General features: G+C 71.8%; 12 protein-coding genes. 4 read left to right on the top strand and 8 right to left on the bottom strand.

From position 1 onward, the window contains the following. Positions 1-33 precede the first annotated feature (33 nt). The 7 genes from ITI46_RS27780 to mce all read right to left on the bottom strand — a co-directional run bounded on the left by ITI46_RS27780 (position 34) and on the right by mce (position 10067). A complete protein-coding gene (locus ITI46_RS27780; protein ID WP_209242661.1) occupies positions 34-969 on the bottom strand; it encodes an ABC transporter permease subunit in 936 nt (311 codons plus the stop codon). Next, entirely contained in the window at positions 969-2315 is a 1347-nt protein-coding gene (locus ITI46_RS27775) for an ABC transporter ATP-binding protein (RefSeq protein WP_209242660.1), read from the bottom strand. Before ITI46_RS27775 ends, ITI46_RS27780 begins: the two co-directional genes overlap by 1 nt. A 136-nt stretch (positions 2316-2451) precedes the next feature. After that, positions 2452-3222, bottom strand: a complete 771-nt coding sequence (locus ITI46_RS27770) for an ABC transporter permease (protein WP_209242659.1) — start codon at positions 3220-3222, stop codon at positions 2452-2454. Next, entirely contained in the window at positions 3219-4268 is a 1050-nt protein-coding gene (locus ITI46_RS27765) for an ABC transporter ATP-binding protein (protein WP_209242658.1), read from the bottom strand. Before ITI46_RS27765 ends, ITI46_RS27770 begins: the two co-directional genes overlap by 4 nt. Positions 4269-4550: 282 nt before the next feature. Continuing rightward, on the bottom strand, positions 4551-5501 hold the full coding sequence (locus ITI46_RS27760; protein WP_209242657.1) for a coiled-coil domain-containing protein: 951 nt from the start codon (positions 5499-5501) through the stop codon (positions 4551-4553). A gap of 125 nt (positions 5502-5626) precedes the next feature. Further along, on the bottom strand, positions 5627-9385 hold the full coding sequence (gene scy / locus ITI46_RS27755; protein WP_209242656.1) for a polarized growth protein Scy: 3759 nt from the start codon (positions 9383-9385) through the stop codon (positions 5627-5629). Between the two features lie 238 nt (positions 9386-9623). Further along, positions 9624-10067, bottom strand: coding sequence for a methylmalonyl-CoA epimerase (mce, locus tag ITI46_RS27750; protein WP_209242655.1), 444 nt, complete (start codon positions 10065-10067; stop codon positions 9624-9626). A 136-nt stretch (positions 10068-10203) separates the two neighbouring features. Between mce and ITI46_RS27745 the strand changes: the two genes are divergently transcribed. Both ITI46_RS27745 and meaB read left to right on the top strand, forming a co-directional pair. Continuing rightward, positions 10204-11412: an acetyl-CoA C-acetyltransferase gene (locus ITI46_RS27745; protein WP_209242654.1), complete on the top strand. Its 1209-nt coding sequence runs from the start codon at positions 10204-10206 to the stop codon at positions 11410-11412. Positions 11413-11482: 70 nt separating this feature from the next. Continuing rightward, on the top strand, positions 11483-12439 hold the full coding sequence (gene meaB / locus ITI46_RS27740; protein ID WP_209242653.1) for a methylmalonyl Co-A mutase-associated GTPase MeaB: 957 nt from the start codon (positions 11483-11485) through the stop codon (positions 12437-12439). A 66-nt stretch (positions 12440-12505) separates the two neighbouring features. Here meaB and ITI46_RS27735 read toward each other — a convergent pair whose 3' ends face one another. Then, positions 12506-13192, bottom strand: coding sequence for a PepSY domain-containing protein (locus ITI46_RS27735; RefSeq protein ID WP_209242652.1), 687 nt, complete (start codon positions 13190-13192; stop codon positions 12506-12508). Between the two features lie 125 nt (positions 13193-13317). Between ITI46_RS27735 and ITI46_RS27730 the strand changes: the two genes are divergently transcribed. Next, on the top strand, positions 13318-13998 hold the full coding sequence (locus ITI46_RS27730) for a response regulator transcription factor (protein WP_209242651.1): 681 nt from the start codon (positions 13318-13320) through the stop codon (positions 13996-13998). Continuing rightward, a partial coding sequence (locus ITI46_RS27725) for a sensor histidine kinase (protein ID WP_209242650.1) occupies positions 13991-15269 on the top strand: 1279 nt, incomplete at its 3' end. The genes ITI46_RS27730 and ITI46_RS27725, both read left to right, overlap by 8 nt.

Genomic DNA, 15269 nt, shown 5'->3' with positions numbered 1-15269 from the left:
GGGACGGGGAGGGGCCCCGCCCCCGGCCCGTTCTTAGACGTCCCGCTTGTTCAGCAGCGCGTAGGCCAGTGCGAAGACGAGCAGGGTGACGACTGCCAGGCCGCCGAGGAGGGGCCAGCCCGTGGCTTCCTGGTCGTCGCTCATGGGGATGCGGTAGAGGGAGGCGAGGCCGTTCAGCGGGGAGTACTCCATCAGCTTCTCGCGGACGTCCTTGAGGGCCTCACCCACCATGAACAGCGCCATCACCAGCGGCAGGAGGACGACGCCCATCATGGTGGTGATCGCGCCCGCGGAGTGCCGCAGCAGCGCACCCACGGCCAGGGACAGCAGTCCGAGCAGTGCCACGTACAGTCCGGCGCCGACGGTGGCTCCCAGCCACTCGCCGCCGGAGGCGACCAGTTTCCCTCCTTCGACTGTCCCCCCGAAGGAGCTGTGCTCCACGTACGAGGGAACCTGCTGGTCGCTCAGCATCGCGGAGTTGATCAGCGCGGTGAGGGTGCAGGCCAGCGTGGTCATCACAAAGGCCAGCGAGAAGAACACCAGCGCCTTGGCCAGCAGCACCCGGCCGCGCTGCGGGCAGGCGGTGAGGGTGGTGCGGATCATGCCGGTGCCGTACTCGGAGCTGATGACCAGCACGCCGAGCGTGATCACACAGATCTGCCCAAGCATCAGCCCGAACAGACCGCCGGAGAGCAGCGGCATCCCGGTGTAGTCCTGGCCGCTCATCCCCAGAGCCGTCAGCAGACCGATGCCGACGACGAGCGCGAACATCACGCTGAGCGTCCACACGGTGGAGCGGACGGTGCGGATCTTCGTCCACTCGGAGACGAGCGCGTGACCGAGGTGGGTCCGCGCCATCGGGATGGGCGAGCTGTACGGGGCGATTCCGTTCGGCCACTCGGCCTGCGGGGCCGACTGTGCCGCCTGGGCTGTCTGTGCCGCCTGTGCCTCGTGCTGCTGGGTGCTCATCAGGCGTCCTCGCCTTCGTTCTTGGCGGTGCCGGCGGCGGGGGGCGCCGGGGTGCCGGCGGCGTACGGGTTGGGGGCGCCCGCTCCGCCCGTGGGGGCCTGCTGCGCGCGCATCTGGAGCGTGCCGCCCTCGGGGGCGCCCTGCTGCGGCACCGCTCCCTGGGGCGGGGCCGTTGGCGGGGCCCATTGCTGCGGCGCGTCCTGCGGGGCGGGAGCGGGCGGCGCCTGGGGTGCGGCCGGTGCGGTCTGGGCCGGTGCCATCCCGGGTGCCATTCCCGGGGCCATGCCGGGTGCCTGCTGCGGCGGTGCCATTCCCGGAGCCATCCCGGGTGCCTGCTGCGGTGCCGCCCCCGGGGCCATGCCGGGTGCGCCCATCCCCGGGGCCATACCCGGCGCCGGCATCGGCTGTTGCAGCCCCGCGCGCATGTCCGCCGTCGAGCGGTAGTCCACCGAGCCCTGGGTGAGCCGCATGTACGCCTCCTCCAGCGATGCCTGGTGCGGCGAGAGTTCCCACAGCCGGACGTCGGCGCCGTGCGCCAGGTCGCTGATGCGCGGCAGCGGCAGCCCGGTGACGCGCAGCGCGCCGTCCTCCTCGGGTTGGGTCTGGCCGCCCGCCTCGTGCAGGGCCGTGACCAGCTTCTCGCGCTGCTCCGGCTCGCTGTCGGGGGTGCGTACCCGGGCGAACCCTATGGAGTTGCGCTCGATGAACTCCTGCACGGACATGTCGGCCATCAACTGGCCGCGCCCGATGACGATGAGATGGTCGGCGGTCTGCGCCATCTCACTCATCAGATGGCTGGAGACGAAGACCGTCCGGCCCTCGCTCGCCAGCCGCCGCATCAGGTTGCGGACCCACAGGATGCCCTCCGGGTCCAGTCCGTTGACCGGCTCGTCGAAGAGCAGCACCTGCGGGTCGCCGAGCAGCGCGGCGGCGATGCCGAGGCGCTGGCCCATACCGAGCGAGAAGCCCTTGGAGCGCTTCTTGCCGACGTCCTGGAGCCCCACGACGCCGAGCACCTCATCCACCCTGCGGGCCGGAATGCCGGACAGCTGGGCGAGGGAGAGCAGATGGTTGCGCGCGCTCCGGCCGCCGTGCACGGCCTTCGCGTCGAGGAGCGCACCGACCTGCCGAGGTGCGTTGGGCAGCCCGCGGAAGGCGTGGCCGCCCACGGTGACCCGGCCGGACGTCGGTGTGTCCAGCCCCAGGATCATGCGCATCGTGGTGGATTTCCCGGAGCCGTTGGGCCCCAGGAACCCGGTCACGGCCCCCGGCCGCACCTGGAAGGACAGGTTGTACACGGCCGTCTTGGCGCCGTAGCGCTTCGTCAGGCCGTACGCCTCGATCATCCTTTGCCCCTGGACGCAGTTCGGGGCTGGCTCGCCCCCGGACACGGCCTAGGAGGTTACGGGGCCCGCAATTGGTTCCATGAAGCGGCCCCCTGGAGCCCGTGAGGCGCGGCACCCGGGGGCCCGGGACGACGGCTCAGGCGTCGCGCTTCTTGAGCACGACGAACCCCGCCACCAGCGCCGCCACCGTCCACGCCACCATGATCAGCAGCCCTTCCCACGGCCCGTACGGCCGGTCCAGCGTTTCCGGCACCACGGCCATCACCGTGGTGCCCGCCTGGTCGGGGAGGTACTGGCCGACCTTCTTCGTCGCCTCGACGTTGCCGAGGATGTTGGAGATGAGGAAGAAGAACGGCATCAGGATCGCGAACGCCAGCAGCGGACTGCGCAGTACGAAGGTGATGCCGACGGCGAACATCGCGATCAGCGCCATGTAGAGGCCGCCGCCGACCACGGCGCGCAGCACCCCGGGGTCGCCGATGCCCACCCCGTGCGAGCCCAGCAGCGCCTGGCCGAGGAAGAACGCGCAGAAGCTGGTGACCATGCCGACGACCAGGACCAGCGTCCCCGCGATCAGCACCTTGCACCACAGGAACGTGCCCCGCTGCGGCACGGCGGCCAGCGAGTTGCGGATCATGCCGGTGCTGTACTCGGCGGAGACGATGAGCACCCCGAACGCGATCATCGCGAGCTGGCCGAGTCCCATACCGGCGAAGCTGGTGTAGGTGGCGTCGAACGTCAGCCGGTCCTGGGTGGACATGTCGCCGAAGGTGGACGCGGTCACCCCGCAGATCAGCGCGCCGAGGCCGACGGAGACGACCAGCGCCGTGGCGAGGGTCCAGACGGTGGAGCGGACCGAGCGGACCTTGGTCCACTCCGACTTGAGTACCCGCGTGGTGTGGCTCATCCCCGGCGCCCCTTCCTCCAGTTCTCACCCCACGCAGGCGGCGCCTGCCCGCCTGGCGGCGCCTGCCCACCTTGCGGCGGAGCGGCCGTACCAGCTGGTGGCCCGGGCGGACCGCCCGGCACCGCCGCCTGGACGTCGCCCGGCGCGTAGGCGTGGTACTCGACGCTCTGGGCCGTCAGCCGCATGAACGCCTCCTCCAGCGAGGCCCGCTGGGTGCTCAGCTCGTGCAGCACCACCTGGTTCGCGGCGGCGAGTTCCCCGATCCGCGGCGCCTCTGAGCCGTCCACCTCCAGGGCGCCGTCCGCGGCGGTCGCCGGCCGCAGCCCCGCCTCGACGAGGACGTCCAGCATCCGCTCCGGCTCGGGGGTGCGGACCCGTACGTGGGTACGGGAGTTCTCCGCGATGAACTGCGACATCGAGGTGTCCGCCAGCAGCCTGCCCTGGCCGATGACGACCAGGTGTTCGGCGGTCTGCGCCATCTCGCTCATCAGATGGCTGGAGACGAAGACCGTCCGGCCCTCCCTGGCCAGCTGCTGCATCAGGGTGCGGATCCAGTGGATGCCCTCCGGGTCGAGCCCGTTGACCGGCTCGTCGAACATCAGGATGCGCGGGTCGCCCAGCAGCGCGGCAGCGATACCCAGCCGCTGTCCCATGCCGAGGGAGAAGCCCTTGGGACGCTTGCGGGCCACGTCGTGGAGGCCCACCATTTCCAGCACCTCGCCGACCCGGCGCTCGGGGATGCCGTTCGACTGCGCCATGCACAGCAGATGGTCGTAGGCCCTGCGGCCGCCGTGCACGCCCTTGGCCTCCAGGAGCGCACCGATGCTGTGCAGCGGTTCCTGCAGTTCGCCGTAGTGCTTGCCCTCGATACGAACGTCGCCCCTGGTAGGGGCGTCCAGGCCGAGCACCATCCGCATCGTTGTCGACTTTCCCGCACCGTTCGGCCCCAGAAAGCCGGTGACCGTACCGGGCCGTACGGTGAAGCTGAGACCGTCGACGGCGAGCTTGTCGCCGTACCGCTTGGTGAGGTCCTCCAGCTCGATCATTCTTCGACGCTAAGGGTCTGCTTCGGCCCTCGCCACTCGTGCGCATTATCCGCACATCACCCGCACATGCGAAACGGGCCGCACCGTTCGGTGCGGCCCGTCAGTTGTTCGCTGCGATTTGTTCGCCGCTAATTGTTCGTTGCGGCGCCGTTTGGCTGTGAAGGGGGCTGCCCCTTCTGGTGCGTCGCAGTCTGCGGGTTGTCTGTGGCTGGTGGGGGCACCCCCTGCTCGAAGAGCTTGGGGGAGCAGTTCCCCGCGCCCCTTCGGGGCGCGGCCAGACCGTCAGCGGGTCTGCTGGGCCGGGACCGAGCGGCCGGCGGCCTCCTCGTCGCCGACCTCCTCGCCGGGCTGGCCGGCGGCTGCCACGGCCGCGCCGGTGAGCGTGGCCAGCATCTCGCGCACGTTGGTGAGCTGCGCGTTGATGCTGTCGCGGCGGTTGGTGAGCGCGGCGAGCTCGCGCTCGGACTCGCTGCGCACCCGGTCCGCCTTGGCGTTGGCGTCCGCGACGATGTCCTCGGCCTGGCGCTGGGCGGTCTCGACGGTCTGCCGGGCACGGCGCTCCGCGTCCGTGCGCAGCTTCTCGGCCTCCAGGCGCAGCTGCTCGGCGCGGTGCTCGATCTCGGCGAGCCGCTTCTCGGCCTTGGCCTGACGGGAGGCCAGGTCGCGCTCGGACTGCTCGCGGCGCTTGGCGAGGTTGGTCTCGAAGTCGGCCGCGGCCTGGGCCGCCTTGGCGCGGGTGTCCTCGAAGAGGGTGTCGGCCTCCTCGCGCTTGGACTGGGCGTCCTTCTCCGCCTCGCTGCGCAGTGCGGCGGCCTCGCTCTTCGCCTTGTCGACGATGCGGGCGCCCTCTTCCTCTGCCTTGGCCTTGCGGTCGGCGGCGAAGGCCTCGGCGTCGTTGCGCACCTGCTGCGCCGCGCCCTCGGCGAGCTCCCGGTGCTGCTCGGCGGCGCGACGGGCCTCCTCGCGCAGGTCCTTGGCCTCTTCCTCCGCGAGGCGGAGGATCTTCTCGACCCGGGCACCGAGACCGGCGTACGACGGCTCCGCGTCGTTGACCTGAGCCTGGGCGTTCTGCGTTTCGAGGTGGAGCTCCTCGATGCGCTTTTCCAGAGAGGTGATACGGGCCAGGGCGCTGTCACGGTCGGCGACGAGCTTGGTGATGCGGTCGTCCACCTGCCCGCGGTCGTAGCCGCGCCGCACGAGCTCGAAGCCGAAGGGGGAGGAAGTGTCGCTCATGGGGTTCCTGTCGAGTCAGACGGGTTATCAGACGGGGGAGTGATAGAGGGAATCCTAGGGGCCGAAGCGGCGTGTCATCGAGCTTATGCGTGTTTGATCTGGAGAATGTGCCCTCATTCGGGTGGCTAACTCTCCGAACCCTTGCCACTCGAACGAGTTGTACCAGCGCCAACGCCCGCTGTCACACCACCCTTTGCGCCGGTGTCACGTCCGCCCCTTTTGCCGGAACCTCCAGCCCCGGACCCGGCACCGCGTCCCGACCCGCTGCCGGACCCCGCACCGTTGCCGGAGCCCGAAGCGGAATCAGAACCGGAATCCGGCCCGGCCGCTGAGGCGGCACCCGGCGTCTCGAACGACTCCAGCGCTTCCAACACGTCCTGTACGCGGGAGATCTCCGCGTTGATGTCCTCCTGGCGCCGCATCAGCACTTCCAGCTCGCGCTGGCCGGCCTCGACCGTGCGCCGGGCCTCCTCGGTGGCCTCCTCGCGCTCCTGCTGCGCCTCCCGCAGCATGGCGGCCTTCTTCTGCTCGGCCTCCTTGAGCAGGCCCTCGGCCTTCTTGACGGCGGCGATCCGCACCTTGCCCGCCTCGGCGTCGGCGTCCGCGCGCATCTCCTCCGCCTTCGCGCGCGCCTCCGCCAGCTGCTCCTCGGCGGCCTGTACGAGCTTGTCGCACCGCTCGCCCGCCGACTGCATCGCCTCGGCGGCCTCCCGGCGGGCCCGCTCGTGCAGTTCCTCGACCTCCGCCTCGACGCGCGTACGCAGCTCCTCGGCGCGCTCGCGGATCGCGTTGGAGTCGCTGCGGGCCTCCTCCAGCATGGTGTCGGCGTCGGCGCGGGCCTTCTCGACCAGCTCCCGGCCCTCGGCCTGCCCCTCGGTGACCAGCCGCTCCGACTCGGCGCGCGCGGCGCCGACCATGGAGTCCGCCTGCTCCTCGGCGGCGGCCTGGGTGCGCAGCGCCTCCTCCTGGGCCTTGGTGAGGAGCTGGTCGGCCTGTTCGGCGGCCTCGGAGCGCTTCTTGGCGGCCTGTTCGCGTGCTTCGTCCAGCAGCCGCTGGGCCTCGGCGCGTGCCTCCTCGCCGACCCGCTCCGCCTCGGTGCGGGTCTGCTCGCTGAAGCGCTCGGCCTTCGTCCGCAGGTCGTTGCCGATCCGTTCGGCCTCGGTGCGCGTCTCCAGGCTGAACTGTTCGGCTGCCGCGCGGGTGTCCCGGTCGAACCGCTCGGCCTCGGTGCGGGTGCGGTCGGCCTCCTCCTGGGCCCTGCCGAGGAGCTGGTCGGCCTGTTCGGCGGCCTCGGAGCGCTTCTTGGCGGCCTGTTCGCGTGCCTCGTCCAGCAGCCGGTCGGCCTCGGCGCGTGCCTCCTCGCCGACCCGCTGGGCGTCGGCGCGGGTGCGCTCCGCCTCGGCCATCGCGTCCGAAACGGTCCGCTCGGCGAGCGACTTGGCCGCCTCGGCCTCCTCCTGTGCCTCCCGGCGCAGCGTCTGTGCCGCGAGCTCGGCGGCCGAGCGCAGCCCGGCGATCTCCTCCTCGGCCTCGGCGCGCAGCCCGGCGACGGAGTCCCGTACCTGCTGGGCCGTCTCCTCGGCGGACGCGACCAGTTCGGCCGCGCGCCGCTCGGCCTCCTCGGTCAGCCGCTCGGCCTCCTCGTGGGCCTCGGCCACCCGCTTGCGGGCCGCCGCCAGCAGCTCCTCGCTCTGCTCGCGGGCCTCCGTGCGCTCCTGGTGTGCCTCCTCGCGGGCCGCGGTCAGCAGCTCCTCGGCCTCGCGCCGGCGGCGGGCCGCCTCCTCCTGGGCCGCGCTGAGCGCTTCGGCGGCCTCCGCGTTGGTCCGCTCGGCCGCCGCGTCCGCCTCGGCGCGTACCCGGTCGGCCGTCGCCTTGGCCTCCTCGCGCAGCCGCTCGGCCTCCGCCGCCGCCTCGCTGCGCAGCTGGACGGCGACCGACTCGCCCTCGGCGCGGGCCTGTGAAGCGTCCGAGGCGGCCTCCGTGCGCAGCCGCTCGGCCTCCTCCTCGGCCTGCTCGCGCAGCGTGCGCACCCGCTCGGCGGTCTCCGTGCGCAGCCGCTCGGCCTCGGCCCGCGCCTCGTCCCGCAGCCGCTCGGCCTCCGTACGGGCCTCGGCAAGACCGGACTCGGCCTCGGCCAGCTTGGCCTCGGTCTCCTCGCGCAGCCGGGTCAGCTCGGCCTCGGTCTCCTCCTCCCGCTCGCGCGCCGCCTGCTCGGCCTCCTCGCGGGTGCGCCGCGCGGCCTCGTCCGCCTCCGTACGCGTCTGCTCGGCCTGCTCCTCGGCCTGCGAGCGCAGCTCCTCGGCCTCCGTACGAGCCCGCTCCAGCGCCTCCTCGGCCTGCTTGCGCAGCGTGGTGGCCCGCTCGATCGCCTCCGTACGGACGCGCTCGCTCTCCGTCGTCGCCTCGGTGCGGGTCTCCTCGGCGTCGGCCTTCGCCTTGCCCAGCAGCTCCTCGGCGCGGTTGGCGGCCTCCTCGATCTGCTGGACGGCGTCGCGGCGAGCCTCGCCGCGGATCTTCTCGCCCTCCTCGACCGCCTCGGCCCGCAGCTGCTCGGCCTCGCCGCGCAGCCTGCGGGCCTCCTCCTGGAGCTCGACCGTCTTGGCGCGGTACTCCTTGGTGTCGTCCTTGGCGGCGCCCTTGAGCTGCTCGGCCACATCGTGCGCCTCGGCGCGCAGCCGGTCGGCCTCTTCCTCGGCCTCTCTGCGCAGCCGCTCCGCCTCCTCGGCGGCCGACTTCGTGGTGGCCTTCGCCTCCTCGGAGGCGCGGTTGAGGACGTCCTCCGCCGTGCGGGCCGCCTCAGCGAGCTGGTTCGCGGACTCCTCGGCCGTCGTGGTGCGGGCCTTCTCCCGGGCCTCGGCGATCATCCGCTCGCCCTCGGCCCTGGCGTCCTCACGCAGCTGCTCGGCCTCGGCCTTGATCGCCTCGGCGTCCTTGGTGGCCTGGCCCACCAGCCGCGCCACCTCGGCCTTGGCCGTACGGGTGCGCTGCTCGTTCTCCGACTCGGTGTCCGCGAGCCGTTTGCCGGCCTCCTCCTCGGCCTCCTGGAGCTTCTGGGTGGCCTTCTCGCGGGCCTCGCGCAGCGCCGTCTCGGCCTCGCGCATCCGCTCCTCGGCGCGGCGCACCAGATCAGCGGACTCGCGCCTGCTGGTCTCCACCTCGCTCGCGGTGGACGTACGCAGCTGCTCGGCGTGGTCGGTGGCCTCCTGCGCCTGGGTGGAGGCGGCGTTCAGCAGCCGCTCGGCGTCCGCGCGGGCCCGCCGCAGAATCGACTCGGCCTCGCTGCGGGCCTGCTCGGCCTCCGCGCTCAGCCGCTGCCGCGACTCCTCCGTCAGCCGCTGCGCCTCGGCCCTGGCCTGGGAGAGGGACTGCTCGGCCTCGGCCCTGGTCTCCTCCATGAGCCGGCGGGCCTGCTGCTCGGTGCGGGTGCGCAGCTGCTCGGCCCAGGCCACGTTCTCGTTGACGTGGTTCTCCACCGTGGCGCGGCGCTCGGCAAGCTCCTGGTCGAGCTGCTGGCGGCGGCGTACCGCCTCGGCGTGCAGCTCGGCCTCCAGCCGCGACTGCTGTTCGGCCTGCTCCTGGAGCAGCCGCTGCGTCTGGGCGCGTGCCTCGCGCAGCTCCCGCTCGGCGTCCGCGCGCATCTGGTCGGCCTGGAGCTGGGCGTTGCGGAGCAACTGCTCGGCCTGCTGGGAGAGGTTGTCGTACCCCGCCGGGCGCGTGGCCAGGGCGCGGCGCGCCTCGTGCAGCTTGGCGCGCAGCACTTCGACCTGATAGCCGAGGTCGTCGGCATGCTCGACGGCCTTCTCCCGCTCCTTCTTCAGCCGCTCCATCTCGGCCTCGAACTGCGAGAGGTGATCGTCAGCCTCGTAGCGGTCGTAGCCCCGCACTGCGCGGTCCCATCCGTCCCCTGGTAGTCGTGGAGATGATCCGAGCCTTGTCCCGGACTTGGTTGGACACGTCTCCCGGAAATGGTGTCAGATCATCGGCGGAACGTGGACCGAGCCCCCAGCCCGGAGGTCTCTGTACGGGTGGGGAGGGCCCGCCCCGGCCGGATGCCCACTCTACCGGGCCTGGAAGCCGACGCCAGTGGTCCGTTGGTGCCGCAGTGACCGAAGGGGCGCGGGCTCAGTGCGCTTCGTCGTCGCCGGGGGTTGCGGAGGTCACCAGCTCCGTCAGCACCCCGTGACAGTCCTTCGGGTGCAGGAAGGTGATCCGCGAGTCCATGGAGCCGCGGCGGGGCTCGTCGTAGAGGACGCGGACGCCCTTGTCGCGGATGGCCTCCGAGTCGCCGTCCACGTCCTCGGTGCCGAACGCGATGTGGTGGACGCCCTCGCCGTTCTTGGCCAGCCATTTGGCGACCGCCGAGTCCTCCCGGATGGGCTCCAGCAGCTGGAGGTAGGACGCACCGCCGTCGTCCGTGCCGTTGATCCGCAGCATGGCCTCGCGGACGCCCTGCTCCTGGTTGACCTCGGTGTGGAACACCTGGAAGCCGTAGGTGCGAGAGTAGAAATCGACGGTGGCCTCGAGGTCCCGGCAGGCGATTCCGATGTGGTCGATACGCGTCAGCATGGGGAACAGTGCAGCGCTCTCCGCGCGGTTACGCAACGTGCGCACGGTCACACTCACCGACGGGTGACCCGGGCTGGTACCGCTCAGTATCTTGAGCGGTAACCCTCGTTAACTTCCCCCCGGAAGGGAACCCCTCATGACTCCCACCTCCAGCAGCACCACATCCGTGATCGTCGCAGGTGCCCGTACGCCCATGGGGCGGCTGCTCGGCTCGCTGAAGTCCTTCTCCGGGGCGGACTTGGGCTCCTTCGCCATCAAGGCCGCACTGGAGCGGGCCGGTATCGGCGGAGACGCCGCAAACATGGTCGAGTACGTGATCATGGGCCAGGTCCTCCAGGCCGGCGCCGGCCAGATCCCGGCGCGCCAGGCCGCGGTCAAGGCCGGCATCCCGATGAACGTCCCGGCACTGACCGTGAACAAGGTGTGCCTCTCCGGGCTCGACGCCATCGCGCTCGCCGACCAGCTGGTGCGCGCCGGCGAGTTCGACATCGTGGTCGCCGGCGGCCAGGAGTCCATGACCAACGCCCCGCACCTGCTGCCCAAGTCCCGCGAGGGCTACAAGTACGGCGCGCTCGAGGTGCTCGACTCCATGGCGCACGACGGGCTCACCGACTCCTTCGAGGGCATCGCCATGGGCGCCTCCACCGAGAAGCACAACACCCGTCTCGGCATCCCGCGCCAGGTGCAGGACGAGATCGCTGCCCGCTCGCACCAGCGCGCCGCCGCAGCCCAGCGCGACGGGCTCTTCCAGGCGGAGATCACCCCGGTCGAGATCCCGCAGCGCAAGGGCGACCCGGTGCTCTTCACCGAGGACGAGGGCATCAGGGGCGACTCGACCGCCGAGTCGCTGGGCAAGCTGAAGCCCGCGTTCGCCAAGGACGGGACGATCACAGCCGGTTCGTCCTCGCAGATCTCCGACGGCGCCGCCGCTGTCGTCGTGATGAGCAAGGCGAAGGCCGAGGAGCTGGGGGTGGAGTGGATCGCCGAGATCGGCGCACACGGGAATGTCGCCGGTCCCGACAACTCCCTCCAGTCGCAGCCCTCGAACGCCATTCAGCACGCGCTGAAGAAGGAGGGCCGGGCAGTTGAGGATCTTGATCTGATCGAGATCAACGAGGCTTTCGCCGCCGTCGCCCACCAGTCAATGAAGGACCTCGAAGTCGGCCCCGAAAAGGTGAATGTGAACGGTGGCGCCATTGCCCTGGGCCACCCCATCGGAATGTCCGGAGCGCGCATCGTGCTCCACCTCGCGCTGGAGCTGAAGCGGCGCGGGGGCGGTCTCGGCGCCGCGGCGCTGTGCGGGGGCGGCGGCCAGGGCGATGCCCTGATCCTCCGCGTCCCGTAAGAAGGCCGCCCCGTAGGACGGCCACAGCCCAGCACAGCAGCCCAGCCCAGCCCGGAACGGAGCGGTTCGAATGGTGGATGTCGCAGCGCTGGTGGCGGGAGCCCGTGAGGGAGCGCCGCGGGCGGTGGCGCGGCTGATCTCCCTCGTCGAGGGCGCCTCTCCGCAGCTTCGCGAGGCCATGGCGGCCATAGCCCCGTACTGCGGCAACGCCTATGTGGTCGGCCTCACCGGCTCGCCCGGCGTCGGCAAGTCCACCACCACCTCCGCGCTGGTCAGCGCGTTCCGCGCGCAGGGCAGGCGGGTCGGGGTGCTGGCGGTGGACCCGTCCTCGCCGTTCTCCGGCGGGGCGCTGCTCGGGGACCGGGTGCGGATGGGAGAACACGCCTCCGATCCGGGGGTCTACATCCGTTCGATGGCCACCCGCGGCCATCTGGGTGGCCTGGCCTGGGCCGCTCCGCAGGCGATCCGGGTGCTGGACGCGGCCGGCTGCGACGTGGTGCTGGTGGAGACCGTCGGCGTGGGGCAGTCCGAGGTCGAGATCGCGGCGCAGGCCGACACCAGCGTGGTGCTGCTCGCGCCCGGTATGGGCGACGGCATCCAGGCGGCGAAGGCCGGGATCCTGGAGATCGGCGACGTCTACGTCGTCAACAAGGCCGACCGGGACGGGGCCGATGCGACCGTCCGCGAGCTCAACCACATGCTCGGCCTCGGCGAGGCCCGTCAGCCGGGGGACTGGCGCCCGCCGGTGGTCAAGACGGTGGCCGCGCGGTCGGAGGGCGTGGAGGAGATGGTCGCGGCGCTGGACAAGCACCGCGGCTGGATGGAGGAGCGCGGAGTGCTCGCCGAGCGCCGTGCTGCGCGCGCCGCGAAGGAGATCGAGACCATCGCGGTGACCGCGCTGCGCCGGCGCATCGGCGAGCTGCGGGGCGGCAAACGGCTCGACGCGCTGGCCGCGCGCGTGGTGGGCGGCTCGCTGGATCCGTACACAGCGGCCGACGAACTGGTCGAGGGCGTCACCGAGGGGTGACGCCCTGACCGGGGCTGTGTTGGGGCCTGACGGGCGGGCCGGACCGGGCCGGACCGGGAAACTCCCTCAGTCGTCGCCCTGCCCGTCGCCCCGCTCGGTCTCGTGGTGCAGGACCTTGCCGGACGTCCCGTCGAGGACGAGCTCGTGCTCCTTGCCCTGCTTGTCGACGGCGTCGGCCTCCCAGTTGCCCTTGTCCTGCCCGTCGTCCTCCAGGCTGACGGAGGTGACGTTGCCCTTCGTCTCGGCGGCGGCCTTCTTGCCGGCCGCCTCCGCGTCCAGCCCGGCGGCGCGCACGACGGAGCCGTCGTCGTCCTTGTGGGTGTCCGCCCGGTTCTTGAGGACGTTGCCCTTGGTGGCGTCGATGCTCACCTCGTGCCACTTGTTGTCCTTGCCGAGGACGTCGGCCTCCCACACCAGCCGGTTGCCGTCGGTGTCCAGCTCCAGCTCGGTCATCTTGCCGGGCACCTCCTTGAGCACGGAGTGGGCCGCGCGGCTGAAGGAGACGTCCGCGTTGCCGGTCTCCTCGGCCTTGTCGGCGCGGCCACCCTCCCGGTCGTCGCCCCTGTCGTCGTGGTCCCCGTTGTCGTCGTCCCGGTCGTCGCCGTGGTCGGCGGTCGTGCGAGCGTTCGACTGGGAGGCGGCCGCCTTGCCGTCCGTGTCGCTGTCGTGCCCTGCGACCCCGAGTGCGGTCGCCGTCCCCCCTCCGACCAGGGCGGCCGCTGCGACGGTGGCGATGATGACCTTGCGCTTCATGACGTTCGACTCCTCGGGTCGTTCGCTGCTCTCGCTTTCGATGACTCCACGGTGACCGACCGTTGCTGAACGTAAGCTGAAGCTACCTGAAGCCCTCTTCAGCCGCGATTTGGCAGGGTGTCCGTGTGCGTCTGCTGATCGTGGAGGACGAGCGGCGACTGGCCCGGTCGCTCGCCAGGGGTCTGATGGCCGAGGGCTTCGCCGTGGACGTCGTGCACGACGGCGCGGAAGGGCTGCATATGGCGGTCGAGAACGACTACGACCTGATCGTTCTCGACATCATGCTTCCGGGGATGAACGGATACCGCGTCTGCGGTGCGCTGCGCGCCGCGGGCGACGAGACGCCCGTGCTGATGCTGACTGCCAAGGACGGCGAGTACGACGAGGCCGAGGGCCTGGACACCGGCGCCGACGACTACCTGACCAAGCCGTTCTCCTACGTGGTGCTCCTCGCCCGCGTCCGCGCGCTGCTGCGCCGCCGTACGCGGGGCGCCAAGGCGGTCCTCCGGGTCGGCGAGCTGACCGTCGACCCCGCGGCGCAGCGCGTCACCGTGGGTGAGCGGGAAGTGGAGCTGACGGCCAAGGAGTTCGCCGTCCTGGAGTATCTGGCCACCCGCGCCGGAGAGGTCGTCGCCAAGACGGAGATCCTGGAACATGTCTGGGACTTCGCCTACGAGGGCGACGTGAACATCGTCGAGGTGTATGTGAGCGCGCTGCGGCGGAAGCTGGGGCCCAGATGGATCGGCACGGTGCGCGGCGCGGGGTACCGGCTCGGCGACGCTGCCGGAGGAGCGCGCCGTGCGTAGGGCTTCGGTACGGGTACGCGCCGCGCTCGGCGCCACCCTCGTGGTGGCGGTCGCGCTCGTCGTCGCGGGGTTCTTCGTGGTCGCCACGCTCCGTGACGGCCTCGCTGACACGGCCCGGCTCAGCGCGGAGAACGCGGCGCGGGGCACGGCGGCCCAGCTGGCCGACGTACCCGACAGCGAGGTCGGGCGGCTGGACGGGCTCGACGGGGACGACCCCGCACAGGTCGTGGACGCGGACGGCAAGGTGCTGGGCGCGAGCGACCCGCTGCAGGGGCGCGGCCCGATGGCCGACTTCGCACGGCCCGACCGCCCGCACGGCGACGGGGACGCCGACGCCGACGCTGATTCCGATTCCGATTCCGGCTCCGGCTCCGGCTCGGACGAGGCCGACGCCGATGCCGACGACGCCGGTGAGAGCGACAGCGGCGGTGGCCGGGCCGCGATCGACGGGGACAGCGAGAACAGGACGCTCACCTTCCCCGTGGACGACGACGGCGAGGTCACCTACGACAAGGAAGACATCACCGGCAAGCAGGACTTCGATGTCGCCGCCGTCCAGGGCCGCACCCGGGACGGCACACCCGTCACCGTCTACTCCGGTGCCTCGCTCGGCGCCCAGCAGGAGGCCGTCTCCACGGTGACCCGCTCCATGCTGTTCGGGCTCCCGGTGCTGCTGCTGGTCGTGGCGGGGGTGACCTGGCTGGTCACCCGGCGTGCCCTGCGGCCCGTCGAAGGCATCCGGCGGGAGATGAGCGCGATCACCGCCAGCACCGACCTCGCCCGCCGGGTCCCCCAGCCGGACGCGCGGGACGAGGTGGCACGGCTGGCCCGTACGACGAACGAGACGCTGGCGGCGCTGGAGGCGTCCGTGGAGCGGCAGCGGCGGTTCGTCGCCGACGCCTCGCACGAGTTGCGCAGCCCCATCGCCTCGCTGCGCACCCAGCTCGAGGTGGCCGCTGCCCATCCCGAACTGCTGGATCTCGACGAGGCGGTGGAGGACACCGTACGGCTCCAGACGCTGGCCGCCGATCTGTTGCTGCTGGCCCGGCTCGACGCGGGCGAGCGGCCCGCCACGGGGCGGGTGGCTCTGGACGCGCTGGTACGGGAACATCTGGCGCAGCGGGTTTCCGACCCGCACCCGGTGCGGGTGGAGGTGCTGGACGCCGGGGAAGTGCGGGGCTCGGCGGGGCAGTTGTCGCGCGTGCTGGCGAATCTGCTGGACAACGCCCAGCGGCATGCGCGGTCCGAGGTCTCGGTCGCTGTGCGGCGGG

This window comes from Streptomyces oryzae, assembly GCF_017676365.1.
Classification (GTDB): Bacteria; Actinomycetota; Actinomycetes; order Streptomycetales; family Streptomycetaceae; genus Streptomyces; species Streptomyces oryzae.
The sequence above is the reverse complement of the archived record's forward strand: the minus strand, read 5'-3'. Positions and strand labels throughout refer to the sequence as shown.

Excerpts from the sequence above, each read along its gene's own strand:
- ITI46_RS27780 (WP_209242661.1), bottom strand. The coding sequence starts at position 969 with ATGAGCACCCAGCAGCACGAGGCACAGGCGGCACAGACAGCCCAGGCG.
- ITI46_RS27775 (WP_209242660.1), bottom strand. The coding sequence starts at position 2,315 with ATGATCGAGGCGTACGGCCTGACGAAGCGCTACGGCGCCAAGACGGCC.
- ITI46_RS27770 (WP_209242659.1), bottom strand. The coding sequence starts at position 3,222 with ATGAGCCACACCACGCGGGTACTCAAGTCGGAGTGGACCAAGGTCCGC.
- ITI46_RS27765 (WP_209242658.1), bottom strand. The coding sequence starts at position 4,268 with ATGATCGAGCTGGAGGACCTCACCAAGCGGTACGGCGACAAGCTCGCC.
- ITI46_RS27760 (WP_209242657.1), bottom strand. The coding sequence starts at position 5,501 with ATGAGCGACACTTCCTCCCCCTTCGGCTTCGAGCTCGTGCGGCGCGGC.
- mce (WP_209242655.1), bottom strand. The coding sequence starts at position 10,067 with ATGCTGACGCGTATCGACCACATCGGAATCGCCTGCCGGGACCTCGAG.
- ITI46_RS27745 (WP_209242654.1), top strand. The coding sequence starts at position 10,204 with ATGACTCCCACCTCCAGCAGCACCACATCCGTGATCGTCGCAGGTGCC.
- meaB (WP_209242653.1), top strand. The coding sequence starts at position 11,483 with ATGGTGGATGTCGCAGCGCTGGTGGCGGGAGCCCGTGAGGGAGCGCCG.
- ITI46_RS27735 (WP_209242652.1), bottom strand. The coding sequence starts at position 13,192 with ATGAAGCGCAAGGTCATCATCGCCACCGTCGCAGCGGCCGCCCTGGTC.